Annotated in this window: 16 protein-coding genes and 1 pseudogene; 4 read left to right on the forward strand and 13 right to left on the reverse strand. The window is 43.6% G+C overall.

All coding sequences use genetic code 11. The features are described from left to right. Positions 1-2 precede the first annotated feature (2 nt). Positions 3-716 (reverse strand): annotated as a pseudogene (locus ACW6PM_RS05705) (GTP-binding protein); the annotation flags it as partial. Positions 717-978: 262 nt separating this feature from the next. Here ACW6PM_RS05705 and ACW6PM_RS05710 point away from each other — a divergent pair. Then, the gene (locus ACW6PM_RS05710; protein WP_456056516.1) at positions 979-2,307 is read left to right on the forward strand and encodes a DUF4317 family protein; all 1,329 of its coding nucleotides are present in this window, start codon (positions 979-981) and stop codon (positions 2,305-2,307) included. Positions 2,308-2,746: 439 nt separating this feature from the next. Here ACW6PM_RS05710 and ACW6PM_RS05715 read toward each other — a convergent pair whose 3' ends face one another. The 7 genes from ACW6PM_RS05715 to ACW6PM_RS05745 all read right to left on the reverse strand — a co-directional run bounded on the left by ACW6PM_RS05715 (position 2,747) and on the right by ACW6PM_RS05745 (position 9,021). Further along, positions 2,747-3,622: a methionyl aminopeptidase gene (locus ACW6PM_RS05715; RefSeq protein WP_012741463.1), complete on the reverse strand. Its 876-nt coding sequence runs from the start codon at positions 3,620-3,622 to the stop codon at positions 2,747-2,749. 12 nt (positions 3,623-3,634) lie between these two features. Further along, positions 3,635-4,297 carry a hypothetical protein gene (locus ACW6PM_RS05720; RefSeq protein ID WP_448755011.1) on the reverse strand — a complete coding sequence of 221 codons (663 nt, stop codon included), beginning with the start codon at positions 4,295-4,297 and terminating at the stop codon, positions 3,635-3,637. Next, entirely contained in the window at positions 4,285-4,725 is a 441-nt protein-coding gene (locus ACW6PM_RS05725; RefSeq protein ID WP_012741461.1) for a GatB/YqeY domain-containing protein, read from the reverse strand. The genes ACW6PM_RS05720 and ACW6PM_RS05725 overlap by 13 nt, the downstream gene beginning before the upstream one ends. 179 nt (positions 4,726-4,904) lie before the next feature. Then, positions 4,905-6,176, reverse strand: a complete 1,272-nt coding sequence (locus ACW6PM_RS05730; RefSeq protein WP_448755012.1) for a C40 family peptidase — start codon at positions 6,174-6,176, stop codon at positions 4,905-4,907. A gap of 188 nt (positions 6,177-6,364) precedes the next feature. Next, entirely contained in the window at positions 6,365-7,945 is a 1,581-nt protein-coding gene (locus tag ACW6PM_RS05735; protein ID WP_456056517.1) for a DUF3794 and LysM peptidoglycan-binding domain-containing protein, read from the reverse strand. A gap of 123 nt (positions 7,946-8,068) precedes the next feature. Beyond that, complete coding sequence (locus ACW6PM_RS05740; RefSeq protein ID WP_012741456.1) at positions 8,069-8,311, reverse strand: Veg family protein; 243 nt, start codon at positions 8,309-8,311, stop codon at positions 8,069-8,071. Positions 8,312-8,592: 281 nt separating this feature from the next. Beyond that, positions 8,593-9,021: a protease complex subunit PrcB family protein gene (locus ACW6PM_RS05745; protein WP_456056518.1), complete on the reverse strand. Its 429-nt coding sequence runs from the start codon at positions 9,019-9,021 to the stop codon at positions 8,593-8,595. 116 nt (positions 9,022-9,137) lie between these two features. Between ACW6PM_RS05745 and ACW6PM_RS05750 the strand changes: the two genes are divergently transcribed. Next, entirely contained in the window at positions 9,138-9,869 is a 732-nt protein-coding gene (locus ACW6PM_RS05750) for a lysophospholipid acyltransferase family protein (protein ID WP_456056519.1), read from the forward strand. Positions 9,870-9,957: 88 nt separating this feature from the next. Here ACW6PM_RS05750 and ACW6PM_RS05755 read toward each other — a convergent pair whose 3' ends face one another. The 5 genes from ACW6PM_RS05755 to malQ form a co-directional block, all read right to left on the reverse strand. Further along, a complete protein-coding gene (locus tag ACW6PM_RS05755) occupies positions 9,958-11,652 on the reverse strand; it encodes an alpha-amylase family glycosyl hydrolase (protein WP_456056520.1) in 1,695 nt (564 codons plus the stop codon). 369 nt (positions 11,653-12,021) lie between these two features. Further along, entirely contained in the window at positions 12,022-12,909 is an 888-nt protein-coding gene (locus ACW6PM_RS05760) for a sugar ABC transporter permease (RefSeq protein ID WP_456056521.1), read from the reverse strand. Next, positions 12,909-14,288, reverse strand: a complete 1,380-nt coding sequence (locus tag ACW6PM_RS05765) for a carbohydrate ABC transporter permease (protein ID WP_456056522.1) — start codon at positions 14,286-14,288, stop codon at positions 12,909-12,911. The genes ACW6PM_RS05760 and ACW6PM_RS05765 overlap by 1 nt, the downstream gene beginning before the upstream one ends. Positions 14,289-14,390: 102 nt before the next feature. Then, entirely contained in the window at positions 14,391-15,659 is a 1,269-nt protein-coding gene (locus tag ACW6PM_RS05770; protein ID WP_456056523.1) for an extracellular solute-binding protein, read from the reverse strand. A gap of 75 nt (positions 15,660-15,734) precedes the next feature. Next, the gene (malQ, locus tag ACW6PM_RS05775) at positions 15,735-17,237 is read right to left on the reverse strand and encodes a 4-alpha-glucanotransferase (RefSeq protein ID WP_456056524.1); all 1,503 of its coding nucleotides are present in this window, start codon (positions 17,235-17,237) and stop codon (positions 15,735-15,737) included. Positions 17,238-17,492: 255 nt separating this feature from the next. Between malQ and ACW6PM_RS05780 the strand changes: the two genes are divergently transcribed. Continuing rightward, positions 17,493-18,506: a LacI family DNA-binding transcriptional regulator gene (locus tag ACW6PM_RS05780; RefSeq protein ID WP_448755021.1), complete on the forward strand. Its 1,014-nt coding sequence runs from the start codon at positions 17,493-17,495 to the stop codon at positions 18,504-18,506. Between the two features lie 30 nt (positions 18,507-18,536). Continuing rightward, positions 18,537-20,672, forward strand: coding sequence for a hypothetical protein (locus ACW6PM_RS05785; RefSeq protein WP_456056525.1), 2,136 nt, complete (start codon positions 18,537-18,539; stop codon positions 20,670-20,672). The last annotated feature ends 50 nt before the right edge of the window (positions 20,673-20,722 follow it).

Genomic DNA, 20,722 nt, shown 5'->3' on the forward strand with positions numbered 1-20,722 from the left:
CCCTGAAGCAGCGTATCCACTCTGTCAAGCTTAAGTGCCGAGCCGTAAAAGCATGGGAATACCTCCCTTTGCGCTACTGCCTGCGCAATATGCGCATCCGCAAGCTCTCCCGATTCCATAAACTCATCTAAAAGAGGCTCACTGCACATGGCAAGCTCATCAAATAAATCCTGCGAAGAAAAGTCCACGCAGCCATCGCTCAGCTCACTCTTTAGCTCTGCCTGCACTTTCTCCGCATCCGTGCCCTGCATATCCATCTTGTTTACAAAAATAAATGTCGGCACGTTATAGTGCTTTAAAAGCCTCCACAGTGTGCGCGTGTGCCCCTGCACTCCATCAGTTGCGCTGATTACAAGCACCGCATAGTCGAGCACCTGAAGGGTACGCTCCATCTCTGCCGAAAAATCCACATGCCCCGGTGTATCAAGCATGACTACATGCCATGTACGAGCTGTATCTGCCGCATTTGCTGTACGTGCTGTATCTGCTGTACCTGCCGCATTTGTGCCACGCGAAATATCAAGCCTTGCCTGCTTTGAAAAAATGGTTATTCCACGCTCACGCTCCTGCGCATCGTTGTCCAAATATGCGTCCTGATGGTCCACGCGCCCGAGTGAGCGAATCTGCCCGGTGCTGTAAAGCATGGCCTCAGACAGGGTTGTCTTTCCCGCATCTACATGTGCGAGAATGCCGATTGTAATGTGATTGTTTGTCATTTTCTGCTCCATTTATGCCTCAATCCAAGAACAGAGACACCTGTGGATGTCTCTGTGTCAGCCTTTATATCATAATCCGTCGATTTCCTAAATTATAGCATTTTGTGGTTGGTCTGTCATCTTTTTTCTTGATTGACAGCGTGGTGTCAAGCTTGCGTCCGGACAGTAACAAAAAGCGCCGCTTAATTGACAAATATTTATTCCATACATATAATGTGATTACGGAAATTTTTGAATGGTATGAAAATAATGCGAGGATAATATGAACAAAAAAGAAGTATTGGAACTAAAACGAAGATTAAAAAAAGACCAGGCAACCTTCACCCGTCTGGTCGGCTGCTACGTGGACTGCAACCATGAAAAGGTCTGCAAATTCGGTGGCAAATTTCTCACTCTGGAGGAGGATGAATACTACAAATATCTGGAGATTTCAAACAAGGTGCTTTCCGGCACTCTCGGAAACAACCTGCTCAATCTGCAGTTTCCGCTTGAGGAGGAAGAGGTCGGAGGCCGCCAGCAGATTCTCATGGCGCTTCGCGACAGCGAGCTTAATGACGAGACCCTGCTCGATACATACTATGACCTGGTCATCGACACCTACGACGAGGCCGGAAACTATCTGATTCTTTTGTATCTCGACAGCTACGATGTCATGACACGCACAAAGGACAACATCAACGTGGATGAGTCCGAGGAGGTGTACAAATACATGCTCTGCGCCATCTGCCCTGTCACACTTTCAAAGCCGGGCCTTGGCTATCTGGAAAAGGAGCAGCGTATCGGAGCCCGCATAAGGGACTGGGTGGTCGGTGCACCTGAGACAGGCTTTTTATTCCCTGCCTTCAATGATAGGAGCACAGACATACACTCCACTCTTTTCTATACGAAAAATACCAAGGAGCCTCACTCTGAGTTTATGACAAACGGTCTCGGCTGCGGTGTGGAGCGCACAGCTACTGAGCAGAAGATGGCTTTCCATTCAATCGTCAGAAATGTGCTCGGTGCCGAGGACGAGAGCACGGATGACAAGCTGCTTGATATCCAGCAGAATCTGTCCGAGATGGCTGATGACTACGCTGAGACTCACGATGATGACGACGATCCGTTCATTCTCGACAGCGAGGCTATGAACAAGGTTCTTAGTGACTGCCATGTCTCTGAGGAAAAGATTTCACGCATCGAAAAATCCGTCAACGAGGCCTTCGGTGACAAGCCGCCTATCGCAGCCAATGTCATTGATTCAAAGGCTCTTGCAGCTAATGAAATCCGCGTGGAAAAGCTTGCTCTTGAGAGCCAGGTCGGTGATTTAACTCTCGAGCTCAACGAGAAAAATGCACAGCTTGAGGAGAAGGATTCTGTTATCCAGGAGAAAAATAGTCAGATTGAGGAGCGCACCTCACAGCTTCTTGAGAAGCAGGAAGAGATTGATAATTATACTGCTCAAATTAAGACCTATGATGTGGTGCTTCATGTAAAGCCGGAGAAGGCTTCACAGATTCATGCGCAGGTCATCAATGGGGAGAAGTGTCTCGTCATTCCTATGAGGGAGAATGAGAATGCGACCATAAATGGGGTGAATACAAATCTGTAGGGGCTACGCTTTATGGGGCTTCGTTTTATGGGGCTTCGCATATTCAGGCTGTGAGGACCGGCCTAGCATGCAGTATATTCCTCAGAAAAATATAAAATCAGCCACGGCATCATTTGCGGATAGTTTATTGATAGTTTGCTATGAATTATCATATCCACATTTTATGGAACGCCGTGGCAGTTTATATTTTTCTTCGGAACACACAGCATACTCTCCGGTAAGTTAGGGTTATATATGCGAAGCAATCTACGATGAGTTTATAAACCATGTCCGTGGCTGCAGAAATGCTCTCCCGAAGCCAACGCTTCACTTACAAGATTCTGTATTGGATTATGCAAAAAGGCGTGTGAAAAAACTTCGTTTTTCACACGCCCTTTATAATGTTATCACCTATGAAATAGTGTCTGCTCATAAAGGCACTCTGATAATACTTACCGGTTTACCAGCTCAGCACCTCATGACCATCCTCTGTGACGAGTACCATGATTTCCCACTGGGCTGATGGTAGTCCGTCGTCGGTGTATACTTCCCAGTTGTTCTTGTCATCTACATAGATATCGGCCTTGCCCATGTTGACCATTGGCTCGATGGTAAATATCATGCCGGGTGCCATGACCATGTCAGTGCCGCGCTTGGTGTTGTAGCCTACCCACGGATCCTCGTGAAATTCAAGTCCCACTCCGTGTCCACCGATTTCACGCACTACTGTATAACCGTTTGCAAATGCATGGTCGTGCACCGCCTGTCCCATATCTCCGAGGAAGCCCCACGGCTTTACCTCTTTGAGTCCGAGCTCTACACACTCCTTTGTGACTTCAACGAGCTTTTTCTTCTCCGGGCTTACATTTCCGATGCAGTACATTCTTGATGAATCTGAAAAATATCCGTTTAAAATTGTAGAGCAGTCTACATTTATGATGTCACCATCCTTTAAGATGACGTCCTTCGAAGGAAATCCGTGACAAACCTGCTCATTTACCGATGTACATACGCTGTAAGGATAACCCTCATAGTTGAGCGGCGCAGGGATGCCTCCCATGCTGGTGGTCATATCATAGACTATTTTATCAATCTCTGCGGTGTTCATACCCTCGTGGATATGCTCTCCTATGTAGTCGAGCACTGCGACATTTATCTTGGCGCTCTCCTTGATTCCCGCTATCTGGTCAGGTGTCTTGATGATTGAATGGCTCGGTATCTTATGATGTGCCTCAGCAAGCTTTTCAAGCTTCATATCAAATGCTGCATGACAGGTCTTATATTTCTTTCCGCTGCCACACCAGCAAGGGTCATTTCTTCCAATTTTTGTTGACATAAAATCTTCTTTCTAGTGATCAAGAGTAACGTTTCCCATATCGACTCTTTTCCACACTTTTTCTTTTATTTTATAGTTATTTTTCTCCAGCAGCTTCTTATATCTGCCTCCCGAGAAATCATAATCCGTTATCTCGGCATTGTCAAGCCCTGCATATATTTCCTGATATTTCCGGGCTATTGCAGACTTTTCCATGGACGAATAAATATCCTTTTTTTCGACTCCAAGCTTCTTTGCGCCATCTATATCAGACAAATCATACCAGAAGTCCTTCTCGGAATTTTTCAAAGCTTCTTTCTCGTCATCAGTAAGTGTAATGCTCTCTTTTTTTGCCAGCTCATAAAATATCTCATCATGAATGGCCATGGACATAGCTGCTTTACGCGCTGTAACACGGACAAACTCACCGTTTGTGTGGATATTCCAATACTTGTTTGGATTATCGGAATCATATACAAGGGCCTGCTTCTCGACATTCATCTCCTCATATGCCACATAAAATGCCATATCGCGCAATGTCAGCTCTTTCCCATTCACTGTAACAGCCACGTCATCCAGATGCTCATTGTATACAATATTCTGCTTCATATCATGATAATTATATGCATACACGCCGGCTATGACAGCCAGCACTGCAAGTATAATTGTTGTGATGTGTTTTCTTATTTTGCGCAAAGCTTTGCAACCACCTGATTTATAACCTTTCCGTCAGCCTTGCCCTTGAAATGCGGCATGACTGCCTTCATTATCTGTCCTTTGTTTCCTGTTGCGATTACATCTGAGAACTGCTCTGTGAGCTCCTTTTCTACCTCTTCTGCCGACATCATTGCAGGAGCGTACTCCTCAAAGATTGCATATCTGGTATTGTACTCATCAAGCAGATCTGTTCTTGTGGCAGGGCATGTGTCAATCTGCTCCTTCACGGATTTCATTTCCTTCAGGATGACCTTGTTGACAAGCTCCTCCGGTATATTGTCTCTGCAGCCCTCATCTATTGCCGCCTTTTTGGCTGCCGATACAAGTGAGGATATAGCATCCTTTCTTACCTTGTCTCTTGCTTTCATTGCTGCAATCATGTCTTTTTGTAATTGTTCCATCTGCATGGTTTGTTCCTCCTGCTTTTCTTTATTTACAGGCTTGCTAGTTCGTTTTGTGCGAATTGGTGCCGTCTGCTTCTATAATACACCTTATGTGCAAAAATTGCTATCGTTTATTGCAATGAGTTTGTTGCACAAAAAGAGCCGGTAAGTATAATAAATATACTTATCGGCTCATAATCATCCTACACAAGACGTCGTATAGCAAGTATTGTATGACACTGTACGCTTCTGTTTGCTGTGATTCCTGCCTTAGTGGACTGTGCCTCCACTATCACACCACCACCTGCATATATAGCTACATGTCCCGGATATACCACTACGTCTCCCGGCTGTATATTATCGAAGGATACAGCCTGTCCCACAGACTTAAATGCCTGTGAATATCTCGGTGTGCTGATACCAAAATGTGCATATACCTCATGTACAAAGCCTGAACAGTCTACACCGTTTGTAAGACTGTTTCCACCCCATACATATGGGTTTCCCTTAAACTGCATAGCGTATGATACTACATCGCTTCCTGAAACTCCTGTTGAAGCACTCGGGTTCTTTCCACCGCCTGCTGCATAGTCACTGGCAATGCTTCCGCCCTTGCCGGCTCCACCACCATCATAGCTTGAACTGCTTGATGAGCTGTTCGCTCTGGCAGCGGCTGCGGCTGCAGCTGCGGCCGCAGCTTCCTGCTCCTGAATGATTTTGCCCTGTGCCGTAATGATATTCTGATAATTCTCTGCCTGCTGCTGTGCCTGAGCTATCTGGCTTGCATACTGCTCCTTCTGGTTTTCAAGAGCTACTATAGCTGCCTCGACATCTGCCTGCTGCTTCTCATAGTCATCCTGCATGGCTGTGAGCTCATTCATGTCGTTGTCAAGCTTAGTACCAATCTCCTTCACCTGCTCAACTGCTGCCTGATAAGAATCCATAAGAGCACGATCCGAGTCATATACGTCTGACACGTACTCTATACGATTGAGCATATCTGTGATACCCTTTGCCTCAATAATTGCTGTCCAGATATTGTCCTCAGCGCTGTTTTCATACATGAACTGTATACGCTTCTTCATGGCGTCATACTGCTCCTGCTGCTTTTCCTGAGCTGCTGCAAGATCCTTCTGATTCTGCTCTATCTCTGCCTGCTTGCTTGTGATATCTGACTGAAGCTTCTTTTGTGCTGCAAGAATCTCATCAAGCTTTGCGGATTTGTTCTTTATATCATCAGCAGTTGTCTGCTGCTGATCCTTTAAACCATTAATCTCATTCTTCTTATCCTTGAGATCCTGCTCAGCCTGTGACTTCTTCTTCTCTGCATCCTTCTGCTTCTGTGTCTTGGCATACACCTTCTCAAGTCCACTGTTTATGTATCCGCTAAATGTAGTGCCCTCTACTGCCGGTCCTGTAAAAACGAGTGCTGATGTTAACACAGTACATATAGCACGTGTCCATTTCTGATTCATTTTATTCCTCCTGTAATACGACGGTCAGATTGACCTTACCTTCCACAATTTACGTTCAATATACATTCGGATATATTATCGCACAAAATAAACCTTTTTTCCACACCTTTTTGTAAATTTACAGAATTTTCCACATTTTTTTATATACTATATGCAACAAGCTTCATAATAACAGCTTCATAATTACATCACACCGGTATGCGCGCTATAATAAGTCTGTCATCAGGTTTGATGCTATCGGAGGTCAGAGCATTTATTTCCATTATGTTTTCAACAGTGGTGCGGTATCTTTTTGCAATGTCCCACATTTTATCATCCTTCTGCACTATATAGCCGACCAGAGCTGCTTCAGCCTCAGTATCAGGTGCTATTTTTTCCTGCTCTACCGATGTTATGACTGACACTTCATCTTGCTGCAGGGCGATGGCATTTATGCTGACAACACCCTTGATTTCATATTCGCTGTTGTCGAGCAGGTTGACCTGCACCTGATCCACCTGCACATTTACCTCGCAGCAGGTGTGTGCATCCATGCCCGGTATCTCAACAAACTGTTCAAACGGCACAGAGTCTGTATGCATCTCTATCGGACAGCCATCATCCTCCACAATATTCACACAATTCACCTGCAATACACCCGACACAATAATGCCTGTGTCTGCATTTTTTATCTGTGCAATAGCCGCCTGCGTCTTTGTACCGCAGATTCTTAAAATCCTCTTTTTGCTGTTTTCTCTGTACAGCTGCTCCAAAATACGGCATTTTGTATCATTTTTCATAAGAAGGCTGCATACCTTCACATTTTCAAACGCGGGTTTTACCTGACAGGATACGCTGTACATATCATTGAGCACCTCTACCGTTTCCTCACTCCAGACCTTTCCGTCTACCGCAAGCGCTGCCTCAATAGAAAGCTGCCTGAGCTCTCCGTCATAATCATTTTCCGCCTCAACCTGATGCATGGCAGGCTGTGTGCGAAGCCAGGCTATGTTTCCGGCATTATCACCCTCGCAGCGTATTTCATTTGAAAAGCCCTCCTGCACCTCAAAGCAGCATATTTCCTGCTCTTCACTCAGATACACTATGCACGCATGGCACTCACCTGTCAGTGTGATGTGGTCACGCTCGTATGTATACTCCAGATTTCTCATATCAACAAGACTCGATATGAGCTTACATATATTCGGCTTGGTCTTTGGCAGGGTGACGACATTTTTGATTCTGACAATATCCCTGACAGCACTGTCAAGCTTAAGCACCTTCATCTGTCCCATGAGCTGCTCCACATCCCTGTCATCAATCCCTTGTGCAATCTCAAGATTTTCCTCCCTCTCTCCATAAAGCTCCACGCTTATACTGCCTCTGACCGAGAGCTTTCGCGAATTGATAACTCCCACCGTAAGCTCATCAAGCCCTGTATACACACGCACCGTATCCTTCTCGCATACTCCCTGAAGCACAAGCTTCTCCTGAAACGGTATTGCATCCTTTATATGCTCCACCCTGTTTCCGGCAATATTTTCCTCCGTCTCATCGCCTTCATAGACCTCATCTCTCGTATACAGCACTTCAAACTCAATGCTTCCGCTCAGCCAGATATTCTCGCCGGACGCTTTTATCTCGTCAACCTTGACCTGTCCGTTCTGACAAACCACCTTGGAAACATCGGGCTTGTTGTCCTTTATGACATAGTCCCTGTCGAAGCCCACCTGCGACATATCATTTACCTTTTCTATGCATTGTCTGATTTTTTGTGTAATTAATTCCATAAAAAATACCCCACTTCAAATATGTATATAAAATACATATTCAAGATGGAGTAACTTTATGCAGATGCAAACATTTAATTCATGATAATTATAATAAAGATGTAACCTATTTACTTCATGATACTAGCAAAGCTGCATTCTTATATCCTTTGTAATAACATCGGTGTAGGTGAAAGATAAGAGCTGTGGCGGATTCTGCTCAAACTCATCATCTATCAGAACCGTAAACACACTTGGGTAAGCCTGCTGAATAACACCCTCCTGGATGTCAACCTTGTTGCGTCCGAGATCCTGCTGGATCTTTACCCTGTTGCCACACTGCTGGTGAATCGATGCTCTGACTTTTCTGATTTCTGTCTGTTCCATTTTAAGCCTCCTTATTGTGGGTATGCCCACTGGCACATAACTATAGTCCTCATGGTTACCAGTATTGTAACGACGATGTCATATATATGAAATCAATCCCTGTATAAATATAAAACAGGTCAAATTAATCAACAATTATATCAATCAATATATTTGAATATATAAATATGTCACCACAATATCTAGTGACTTTAGTATAGCAAAGTATCGCAGTGATAGCAATAGGGCATTAGTACCGATTGTCAGTTTTTTCGCAACTTTTAACACAATTTACGAAAATTTCACTCAAATACGACAGGCATTTCACTCAATTCCGTCTTTATCACTATGTACGGATAACTCGCCTGATTACTGACCTTCTCGCCCTTTTCCGGTGGTATCAGGCGTGTATCAAGATACATTGCCTTATCCTTCACATAAAACTGGTTAACCGTAATACTGTAGCCACCAGTCTCCTTTGTACCAAAGCCTTCCGCTATGTATAAATATTCATCATCCTTGTACGTCAGCTTCATCGCCTTTGCCTTGCTTTCATTTATCTGCTTTTTAAACTCCTCCGGGATTTCATCCCCGCAGATCACCGTGTACTCAACCATCCTGTCACTCTCTGTGCCTGAAATATTTGCGTGGCAGCCCGAAATCACTGTCGTTTCCAATATCACAAGCACACCTGCAGCCATCACCAGAAGTTTTCTCAATTTTCCTGACATTTTTTCCTCTCTTTCTTATCATATCGCTTATGATATGATATAATATCAATAACTATTCAAAGCCACCTTTAGAATAGTTACATTACAATTAATATTATGAAAAAGAGAGGTCAAATATGCGTTCAGTTTTAATCGTTATATTCGTATTTTTCTATCTGCTGCTCGGTCTTCCGGTGCTCGGAGCCATGTGGATAATACACAAATTTGCCCCGGCATGGGCCGATATGGCACAGCTTCGCCTGGTACAGTGGGCTTTCCGTGTCATCATATTCCTAAGCGGAGCAGACATTGAATTTATAGGGGAGGAAAATGTGCCAAAGGACGAGGCTGTACTATATATAGGAAATCATCGTAGTTTCTTTGACATCATAATCACCTACTCCAGATGTCCACGCCTGACCGGCTACATCTCAAAGCAGAGCATCACAAAAATACCGGTGCTCGGTCTCTGGATGAAGCGCCTGCACTGCCTGTTTTTGGACCGCGATGACATCAAGCAGGGATTAAAGGTCGTGCTTGCAGCCATAGATCAGGTCAAATCCGGCATCAGCATATGTGTATTTCCTGAGGGCACACGTTGTAAGAACAAGGATGACCTGACAGAGGTACAGCCTTTCAAAGAAGGTACCTTCAAGATTGCCACAAAGAGCAAATGTAAGATAGTGCCAATGGCAATCATGGGAACAAATGAAATATTCGAGGATCACCTTCCATGGGTCAAAAAGAGTCATGTGGTTATCCGATACGGCGCTCCTATTGATCCTGCAACACTCAGCAAAGAGGAACAAAAGCATCTCGGAGCTCATTGCAGAGAAGTGATTGTGGATATGCTTCATGAAATGGTATAGCTGAAAAAACCGCCCATCCGGGCGGTTTTTCATATTTCTTCTTCAAATCCATTTAAGCTATTAAATTTTTATTCTCATCAAATATATTTTACTTCAAAACAAGTACCGAATACGCTGGCAGCTTTGCCGTTCCATCCTTATATGACGGTGCTTTCTTTGTAGTCTGAAGCATTGCAACAGCATCATTTACTCCAAGCGATGACACGTCCACACTTGCTTCATCCTTTGATGGATTAAATATAAGCACTGCTTTCTCACCATTGTACTCTCTTGTGAATATACACACATTATCATTTGACAGATCCTTTTCAAAGGTATTTGTACCTCGTGCTATCTCCGGGAAAGCATTTCTTATTGATATTGTCTGCTTCACAAAGTTGTAAATAGAGTATGGATCCTCCATCTGCTTATCAAGGGTATCATATGTCTGCTCGGTTTCTTCTGCATTCTGAGGTCCCACACACATTCCCTTAGCTTTTGAATCCCCGCTCCATCTCATGGCAAGACGCTTCGTCTCATCATTGGCTGTGCCTCTCATACCGATTTCCTCTCCATAATACAGAAAAGCATTTCCCGGCATAAGAAGATTCATAGCCTGCGCCATCTTGGTTTTCTCCTCGGCATTATCTCCGTTGTAGTATCCTGCACTGCGTCCCATATCATGATTTGTATAGAACGGTGCATCAATGTATGAGTCTGTATACTTCTTTATCTCATTTTCCACATCAACCAAAGCATTGCCGTATGTGCTGGCACCATGATTTGCTGTACCATTTAACACCTTTCCAATATATCCATCCTGCTGTGAAAAATCAAAGTTGAACATACTGTCAATTCCACTCTTATAGTACTTCGCATACTCTCTGTATGTAGTCCAGCCCTCACCAACCATATAAGCATCGGCCTTTTTGCTCTTCACATTGTTTACAAGCCATGTGAGGTCATCTATAGTCTCAGTCTGGTTATTATTATTGTAATAAAGCACGGCATCCAGTCTGAAGCCATCCACGCCGCGGTCAAGCCAGAAGGATGTAACCTTGTCAATCTCGCCTCTTACAGCTTCGCTCTGCAGGTTAAGGTCAGGCATGCTGTCTACAAACTGCGACTCGTAATACCAATTCGTACCCGGCAGCTGATTGTAGCCTCCGGCATTGGTTTTGCTAAAATTGTAGTAATCAACATAAGGACATTCCGAAGGATCCGGCTCTGCCCCATCAGGAAGCGACTTGATATAATCAGAAGCTGCCTTAAACCACGGATGCTCGTTAGATGTGTGATTTATTACAAAGTCAATAATCACATTGATGTTTCGCTTGTGACACTCCGTAATGAGCGCATCAAAATCATCCAGAGTACCATACTGCTTGTCAATATTCATATAATCCGTAATATCATACTTGTGGTATGAAGGAGAAGGCATAATAGGCATCATCCAGATTTCATTACAGCCCAGACCCTCGATATAGTCAAGCTTCTCTGTAAGCCCCTTCAAATCCCCAATGCCGTCACCGTCACTGTCAAAAAAGCTGTATACGAACACCTCATAGCAGGTTCTGTAATTGTCCTGAATCACATTAGGATCATTTTTCGCATTCAACTGCTCCATCGCAGAAGGCTTGTACTCCTTCTTTGCAGCCGTCTCGGTATTCTTTCCACCCGCAGCGCATCCCGCAAGCATTGACACCGCCATAGCTGCCGTCAACGCCACAGCAGTCAGCCTGCCAGCCAATCTATTCATAGCCCTGCCAACCATATTGTGGCCACCTATTTTATTATTAATCATACGCACTCCTTTTCTTATTTTCTAAACTAAATTCTGAGCAAATTTGTATCTGCAAGAACCACCACATTCTCACATCTTCCACAAGGTAGCAACAAACTTAGCACACGCTACCCTCCGGCCGGAGGGTACACAGTGTGTTCCGAATAAAAATATGAACTGCCACGGGGTACTATCCCCCACAAACAAGCCACACACCTCATCCCTCCAAATCCAAGCAGCGAAGAAAGCCCGTGGCTGACTTCATATTTTCCTGAGGAATATACTGTGTACCACCCCGGCACCCCACAACCTGAAAGTGCTAAGTTTGCCACAACCCAATATAAATCAAAAGCCGCCGCACAAAAGTGCAGCGGCCCAAATAAAACCAAATTAGCCTTTGACAGCTCCTGTAAGTCCATCCACGTAGAATCTCTGCATGATAACGAAAAGTATTGAGATAGGTATTGATACAATAACTGCAGCAGCAGCCCATCTTGTGAACCATCCGTTTATAAACTCTTTCTCAAGCATGTTGTAAAGGAGAAGAGATACTGTCCAATACTTGTCGTTTGGACCAACGATAACCCTTACAAATACGAAATCAAGCCATGGAGCAAGGAATGCTGTAAGTACTGTATATACTACGATTGGCTTACTGAGTGGCAGGATAACCTTGTAAAATACCTGGAACTGTGTACATCCGTCAAGGATAGCCGCCTCAGTAAGAGACTTAGGCACAGTATCAAAGAATCCCTTTGCGATATAGAAGCCTGTTCCTGATCCTGCTGAGTAAATCAGAATCAACGAAAGACGAAGCATGCCTCCCTCTGTAAGTCCGATAGCCTTTAAGATAAAGTATACGGCAACCATTGACATGAAAGCCGGGAACAATCCAAGGATCATAGCCAGGTTCATGAAAGGCTTACGCATCTTGAATCTCAGTCGTGACATACAATATGCAACAGAAAGTACAAATACTGTTGAAATAATACATGAGAACACTGAAATAAACAGTGTATTAAAAAATGCTCTCGGGAAGTTCAACAGTGTAGTCTCTGTGAACAGCCTTGTATAGTTGCTAAATGTAAGGCTATGTGGGAAGAAGTACTTTGTATAAGCACCACTCTCAGCTCTAAAGCTTGTCATAATAATCCAAAAAATTGGGAACAGCCATATTACAGCAAGTATTCCAAGAATGATATGGACAAGGGAATTCTTTGCTATTTTCTTAGCACGTCCGGCAGACATAGGTCTTTTTGCTTTTGCTACACTACTCATTACATGAATCCCTCCTCATCCTTGTATGATTTTGTATTTCTGTATGTAACAAGCGCTACGATAGAAAGTACAACGAATGTGAGGATACCGATAACGGCACCGATATTGTACTCCTGATTATCAATAGTCAGCTTGTACAGCCATGTAACCAGAAGGTCCGTCTTTCCTGCGCTGTCTCCGACAGGTGTAGGCTTTCCTGCTGATAACAGGTAGATAACGTTGAAGTTGTTGATATTTCCTGTAAACTGTGTGATGATGTATGGTCCCATGATAAACATGATATATGGGAGTGTGATCTTAAAGAAGATCTGTCCTGCGTTTGCACCATCAATCTTTGCAGCCTCATAAAGCTCTGAAGGCACATTCTGTAATACACCTGTAACCTGAAGCATGGTATATGGAATACCTACCCAGCAGTTGATGAGAATAACAGAAGCTCTTGCCCACATAGTGTTGGTCCAGAATGGAAGCGGGTTATCTATCCAGCCCCACTCCAAAAGCAGGTTATTAATAGCACCCTGTGGCTGGAACATCTGTCTCATTACAAGGAGTGATACGAACTGTGGTACCGCAATTGAGATAACAAAGCATGTACGCCAGAAGGCCTTGCAATGTGTCTCTTTACGATTGATAACGATAGCAAGAATGAGTCCAAGGAAGTTACAAAGGAAGGTTGCAAATACAGCCCAGCAGATTGTCCATCCGAGTACTCTCCAGAATACCTTACCAAGCTTACCACCAAGTCCAAGCACCTGTCCGAATGAGGCAAAGCCTGTCCAGTCGAACAATACCAGATGATCACCCTTTACTGAATAGTTTGTAAAGGCCATTGGAATCATGAACAGCAATGGTAAAACGGTAAAAACAAATATTCCCAAAAGTGGGAGAAACATAAGTGTTTTATGTAAATTTTTATCAAATAAATCCTTGACATCTTTGCCAAAAGAATTGATTTCTTTTCCAGCTTTTGAAAGGCATTCTGCCTTATATCCGCTCTTTAAATTCTCGCACCACATGTAAATAAATAATACTGTGATGGCAATTGTTATGACGCCATATAACAGTAATAATACTGACTGGTCGCCTTCAACATATTCATAAATCTGCTTCTGCTCATTAAATACCTCTTCCTGCTTTCTCCAGCCGAGTGAAGGCAGCATGGAAATGTAATAAGCACCAGCGTTAACCATATATGCTATATATGCAATCTCTATAGCAAGAAAAATCAGACCCTTTATGATCTGCTTATGAGCCATATTGGCAAGACCCATTACGAGTGCCGATAGCTTAACTGTAGCTCCGCCTTTTGTGAGGGCATTGCCAACAGTATACGGAGTAGCAAATTCCGAAACTTTTTTCTTTTTGTTTGCTCCTATCATACTTTTCCTCCTGGCATGCATTATATATGCCATTCCTTTAAACTAATTTATTCCAAGATTCCGGCTGCCCGGAACCTTGGAATCATAATCTGATTTACTTAATTATTTAAGAGAATCATTAAGCTGAGTATTGAAGTCCTCTGTCTTCTGAGCTGCATTGTCCTTTGTAATCTGGCCTTCTGCACCGTTCTGGAAAGCATCACCGAATGGTGTAGCTGCATCCCAGTAACCTGCCATATCAATGATAGGCTGTGCTACTGAACAATCAGATGAAACCTTAGCCATAGCTGCTGCTACAGGATCTGCTGCGATTTCCTCGTTTGATACAAGGTTTGTGTTTACAGGAGCCTGTCCTCTTAATTTGAAGTGAGCAAGCTGTGCGTCCTCGCTGCCAAGGAATGCTGCAAGCTTAACTGCTACTTCCTGGTTCTTGCAGTTAGGGTTAACACCGATAGCCTTAGATCCTAAGAATGCCTTTAACTGGCAGTCTTTTCCACCAATATTGATTGTAGGAAGAGCTGCAACACCAACATTCTCCTCACCAAGTGCCTCTTTAACTGCGTCATAGTTCCAGTTACCATTGAAGTAAGCGTTTACTGAGCCATCCTTAAGTCCAGCAAGACCAAGTGATCCTTCATTGTTATCCATTACGAAGTTTGAATTTGCAAATAAATCTACGATGTAGTTTGTAACTGCTACTGCCTTATCTCCGCTGAAATCATATCCGGCAGCCTTGTCTGTTCCGTCTCCGAAGATTGTACATCCGTTTGCTGCATAGAATGCATTGAGATACCAGCCGTTATCAAATGGGAATGAAACCTTACCCTTTGTAAGCATTGTATCAAGGCTCTTTACATCATCCTCAGAGAAAACTCTCTTGTCATAGTACATGAACCATGTGTTTGATGTATAAGGAACTGCGTAGATGTCTCCATCATATGTAACAGTTGCTGCCATAGCCTCTGAGTTAGATGTCTTAACATAATCTGCTGTCTCTCCACCTAACTTAGCAAGAGCATTAGCCTTAACTAATTGCTCAATCTGATCGTTTGCAAACATGTAAACATCAGCTGCTGCCTTAGGATCCTTTGTAACAACGTCCTTTGCATCACTCTCAGATGATGTAACATACTTGAACTCGATGTTGAAATCAGGATTTGCTTTAGCAAATGCCTCGCACTCTGTCTTGAGCCAAGCACCCTTTGCATCATCTAAATCCTCTGAAGGTCCCATTACTGTAATGGTCTCCTTACCGCCGTCCTTCTTGTCGGCTTTCTCTGTTCCATTGCTTCCATTGCTGCTTCCGCATCCTGCAAACATTGTTGCTACCATAGATGCGCAAAGTAAAGATGCTAATACTTTCTTCTTCATATCTTCCTCTCCTTTTTGAATATAAAATGTAAAAAAGTATATATATAAATTGCCGTGCAACTTATATCAAATTAATTATCTGCGGTAAACCACCGCAATGTTTCTAATCCAGGCTATCTTTTCGTTGTCCAGTCTGTGTGGCTTGCTTGTCATGCGCCATCTCCAGTTGTGTCCGACTGTCGAAGGATAATTCATCCTAGCCTCATTTCCAAGCTCTAATATATCCTGCATCTGGACTATCGCCAGCTCTGCGGTGCTGTGATACAGCTCCCTGATAAGAGCGTTTGGAACCTGTGATTTATTTTCAATATTCAGATACTCATACAGATAAGCAAGCTCATAATCTGTCTTGTCACTGAATGAACCAACTATCGTCTCATTGTCATGTGTGCCAATATATGCAACTACATGTGAATCAGTATAATTGTGTGGCAGATATTCATTGGTCGGATCACCATCAAAGGCAAACATCATGACCTTTGTTCCCATCCAGCCCGATTTTGCAAGGAGCTTTTTAACTCCCGGTAAAAGGCTTGCTGACGTATAATCATCAGCCACTACATTAACACCCTCAAGCTCTTCGTTGATCGCATTGACAAGCCTGCGCCCCGGTCCCTTGAACCATTTGCCGGATAGGCTCTTGTCCTGTCCGTACGGTACCGCATATGCTTTTACAATTCCTGCAAAATGATCAATCCTGACAATATCAAAAAGCTCTCTGCATACACGCATCCGCTTTCTCCACCATGAGAAGCTGTCCTCCTTCATGGCATCCCAGTCATACATTGGATTGCCCCACACCTGACCGCTCTCTGAATACTTATCAGGACCGGCCGCTGCAACATACTCCGGTGTATCGTTTGCGCCCATCATAAAAAGCTGTCTCTCTGACCATACATCTACACTGTCATATCCTACATAAAATGAGATATCACCTATTATGTAGATGCCTTTTGAGTTAGCATAATTTTTCAAATCCTCCCATTGTTCGAAGAATTTGTATTGACAGAACTTCCAAAAAGTAATTGTATTATAATTCTTTTTTTGGTAATTTTCAAGCGCAACCGTTTGCAGATTTCTATACTCGCTTGGCCACTCGCTCCAATTTTTGTATAAATTGTCGGTTTTCAGTGTCATAAACAGTGCATATTGCTCAAGCCACTCCGACTGTTTTTTTACAAAGTCCTGAAACTCTTGTGCATTTGTGTCAAATCTTTCAAACGCTTTTTGTAAAATCTTGTATCTGTTCTGATGTAATGCTGCATAATCAATTTCTGATTCGTCTGTGCCCCAGTTGTACCCCAGGATTTCTTCCCTCTCTAACAATCCCTCATCTACCAGCTTATCTAAATCTATAAAATAGATATTGCCCGCACAGCCTGATGATGGCTGATATGGACTATCGCCAAATATGGTGGGACCAACCGGAAGAACCTGCCAGTACTTCTGTTTCAAATCACCAAGGAGATCAACAAAATTGTATGCCTCTCTCCCAAGAGTACCTATACCATATGGTGACGGCAGACTCGAGATTGAAAGAAGTATTCCGGAGCCTCTGAGATTTTCTCTGGCCTCCAAATTTCTATTCCTCTTTCCTAAAAATTTTCTATTTTTTTCGTATCTGAGACTATTTTATTTCCTATTGTCGTATTTGTCAATTGTTTTAGTGATTCCAAACTCATTTTTGCCACTTTTCACGTAATTTACATTCATTTTTTGGTAGTTATTACCACGATTTCAAAGATATTTTTCGAAAAAATTATTGCAGAAAATATTGCCTATTTCTGATAGTAATTGTATAATTTAATTATCACATAAGAAAGGACTACTATTATGGCTACTATTAAGGATATTGCCGCCCGGCTGGGTGTATCAATCAGTACTGTTTCTAAAGGATTAAATGGTGCCAGCGATATAAGCGAGGAGCTTCGCCAGACCGTTTTAGATACTGCTGTAGAGATGGGCTACAGCACCAAACGCTCAAGAAAGGTAGAAAACCGCAAGCTGGCTCTGTTCATTGAAAATATGAACTACGAGTCTATCGATGAGTTCGGATATGATGTAGTGCTTGGCTTCAAGCAGAATGCTTTCAAGCACAAATGGGACGTGGACATCATCCCTGTCACACCTCAGCTGCAGGCAGAAGAAAAATATGATACATATATATTAAAGAATGGCTATTGCGGCGCATTTCTGGTAGGCTTTGCCCTGCACGATGAGTGGATGCAGCAGCTCAAAAATACAACAATGCCTACTGTTTTGTTTGATAACTATATAGAAAACAATCCAAATGTAGCCTATGTAGGCACCGACAGCTACGAGGGCATTGACATGGCTGTAAAGCATCTGCACAATCTGGGTCATAAAAAGATTGCCTTTATCAACGGTTCTCTTTTTTCCCTGGTTTCAGATCAGCGTCAGGAAGCCTTTGAAAACTCCATGCGCGATGCCGGTCTTGAAATCTACCCGGAGCTCATGGGTCACGGCTACTATATTCCGGAAACTGCACAGTACTACGTTTCCAATTTTATCGCGGCAGGCGCTACGGCTATCCTCTGCGGCAGTGATGCTATCGCAAAGGGTGTTATCTCTGAGTGCCAGCTGCACGGCTTCAATGTGCCAAACGACATAAGTGTGGTCGGCTTTGACGATGTCAAGTTTGCTGCAGCCCTCACCCCGCCTCTTACCACTGTCAGACAGGAGTGTAATGATCTGGGACGCTGTGCATATATTATATTGAATTCGCTCATTCACCATATTCCAATCAGCCGCACACAGCTGCGTCCGAGACTGATTGAAAGGGAATCGACTGCACGTGTTTCCACTGCACACACCACAAGCGAATAGCAGTATATACCACCTTCAAAGGAGGCAAAATTGTTCAAACGCAAACATGCAACTATTTTAATTACATATTCGCTGGTGCTATGCAGCGCGATTTCTCTGACAGCCTGCTCTTTTTCGGATGTCTCTTATTTATTCAAGAGCCCCGCACAAAAGCAGGCTATTCTGCACAAATCACCTGCTTTTTGGGATGACACCACAAGCGTTACCGGAAGCAGTAACCTGTCCATCCTGCACAATGTCGCCTTTGAAGGGCATCCGTACAATGACATAAGACAGTTTGGCGATAATATCCTTATGGTAGGGCAGGGCAGCTACAATAATTCCATCATAGAGACTGATGGTCAATCCGTCCAGTATTCATTTGATGTATACAATCCCTGGTCCAACGAAATAACCGCTAGTCTCGCCCACGACAAAACAAACTGCGATGACTATCTGATTAAGGGTGATAAATTGTGGCTCATCGATTCATCCGCTAAAAAAGCAACCATCTATGATAAGGATTTAAAAGAAATCAAAACCTGCAAATATACCCCTGAGGACTATGAGGGCAATGGCGATACATCCGGTCCTGATGCCGGCGATGTACCAAATCCCGGTAATTACTATGATGTCTCACAGATTGCTACCTCATCTGACGGAAAATATGCTCTGGTGTCAGGCGTCTCGCCCGATACCTACAAATATGTAGTCTCAGATATAAGCCTAGACGATAATAAAGTGCTTTCAACCTACGAAGGACAGAGCTTTTCCATGTCATGTGTCGACTCAAAGGGCTTTGTAATTGAGGCAGACACCGCCAACAATATATGGAACTATCATGCATCCGACGGAAAAGACAGCTTCTTTTCACTGCCAGATGTGGTGGATGTAGCCCTCGCCAAGGACAATGACATGCTCATACGCTGCCAGGATTTAATCTCAGGCGACAGCATCAGTTACTATAAGTATTCACCCACCACCGGTGTCAGCTCATCATTTTCATACAATCCAGCAGCACGAAGCACAGGCAAAACACACGACAGCTCATCTGATTCTGCAGCAGCCGATACCCAGACCTATTTCTCTGCCAACTCGGTATATCTGCCTGATGCAAACTGTGTGATGCTGCTTTTGTACACAGCGCAGTGCAACCCTGAAATACTCATCTGGTCACTCGACAAGGGCAAGAATGACACCAAAGCCAAAATCACATCATACAATGACTGTGATACCCTGCTGCAGGCCTTGCGCGATGATGGCTCATATGTATCCCCATATTCTGCCATAGACACCGGTGACAGTACCGATGAAAATAAAGAGGCTATGGACGAAGCCGGGAAGGATTCAGACTACAATACATATGGAGACGAGGTCACTCTGGTGCCTGACACCGCGTCATATGACTGGGGCGATTTATCCGCCATAAACGCGCGTGTCACTGCCCTTGAACAAAAATACGGCTTTTCCGTATATTTCGGGCCTGAGGTGCCAAAGAGGATTGATTACTACAATATCCATCAGTTCAAAAACAAGGATAAGCTGTCCGCTGCTCTGGATGCGCTTGAGGAAATACTTGGCTGTTTCCCTGATGACTTTTTCACTCAGCTGTGTTATGGCGACATAAGAGGCATGCGAATCTATCTGTGCGGTGACATTTCATCAGACCACTCAGATATGATAAACGAGCCAAGCGGATTCGTAAATATAATAAACAACCACAATGTGATGGTTCTAAACTGCAACTACAGCTGGGATTTCAGCTACACTGTAGGACACGAGATTTCCCATCTGATAGACCAGAGACTTACATTCATACACACCTATGATGACAAAAGCGAGTTCTCCGAGGAGAAATGGAACAGCTTTAACCCTGACAGCTTCTCCTACGATGACAGCTACGCAAACTACAATCCGGATGATCCATCAAACCACATATCAGGGTATTTCATTGATTCCTACGGCATGACCTTTGCGACAGAGGACCGCTCTGAAATATTCGGAACCGCGATAGATGATCATATTAACGGCATTTATGATGATGCCAGATTCACAGACAGCTCACCAATACGAAGCAAGCTCGACTACTACAGCAGATGTATCCGCGATGGCTTTGATACAAAGGGCTGGCCTGATACGATGGCATGGGAGTCTGTGCTTACCGCCAGCGGAGCACAGGCCGATTAAATGATAATATCGGAATAACACAAAAAATAACGCAAAAAACCTCAAGTCAT

The organism is Agathobacter sp. (assembly GCF_977054825.1).

What these genes read in the sequence shown, in the direction of transcription:
- ACW6PM_RS05780 (WP_448755021.1), top strand. Translation starts at nt 17,493, where the DNA reads ATGGCTACTATTAAGGATATTGCCGCCCGGCTGGGTGTATCAATCAGT.
- ACW6PM_RS05710 (WP_456056516.1), top strand. Translation starts at nt 979, where the DNA reads ATGAACAAAAAAGAAGTATTGGAACTAAAACGAAGATTAAAAAAAGAC.
- ACW6PM_RS05735 (WP_456056517.1), bottom strand. Translation starts at nt 7,945, where the DNA reads ATGGAATTAATTACACAAAAAATCAGACAATGCATAGAAAAGGTAAAT.
- ACW6PM_RS05770 (WP_456056523.1), bottom strand. Translation starts at nt 15,659, where the DNA reads ATGAAGAAGAAAGTATTAGCATCTTTACTTTGCGCATCTATGGTAGCA.
- ACW6PM_RS05740 (WP_012741456.1), bottom strand. Translation starts at nt 8,311, where the DNA reads ATGGAACAGACAGAAATCAGAAAAGTCAGAGCATCGATTCACCAGCAG.
- ACW6PM_RS05755 (WP_456056520.1), bottom strand. Translation starts at nt 11,652, where the DNA reads ATGATTAATAATAAAATAGGTGGCCACAATATGGTTGGCAGGGCTATG.
- ACW6PM_RS05745 (WP_456056518.1), bottom strand. Translation starts at nt 9,021, where the DNA reads ATGTCAGGAAAATTGAGAAAACTTCTGGTGATGGCTGCAGGTGTGCTT.
- ACW6PM_RS05765 (WP_456056522.1), bottom strand. Translation starts at nt 14,288, where the DNA reads ATGATAGGAGCAAACAAAAAGAAAAAAGTTTCGGAATTTGCTACTCCG.
- ACW6PM_RS05715 (WP_012741463.1), bottom strand. Translation starts at nt 3,622, where the DNA reads ATGTCAACAAAAATTGGAAGAAATGACCCTTGCTGGTGTGGCAGCGGA.
- ACW6PM_RS05725 (WP_012741461.1), bottom strand. Translation starts at nt 4,725, where the DNA reads ATGCAGATGGAACAATTACAAAAAGACATGATTGCAGCAATGAAAGCA.
- ACW6PM_RS05750 (WP_456056519.1), top strand. Translation starts at nt 9,138, where the DNA reads ATGCGTTCAGTTTTAATCGTTATATTCGTATTTTTCTATCTGCTGCTC.
- ACW6PM_RS05730 (WP_448755012.1), bottom strand. Translation starts at nt 6,176, where the DNA reads ATGAATCAGAAATGGACACGTGCTATATGTACTGTGTTAACATCAGCA.
- ACW6PM_RS05760 (WP_456056521.1), bottom strand. Translation starts at nt 12,909, where the DNA reads ATGAGTAGTGTAGCAAAAGCAAAAAGACCTATGTCTGCCGGACGTGCT.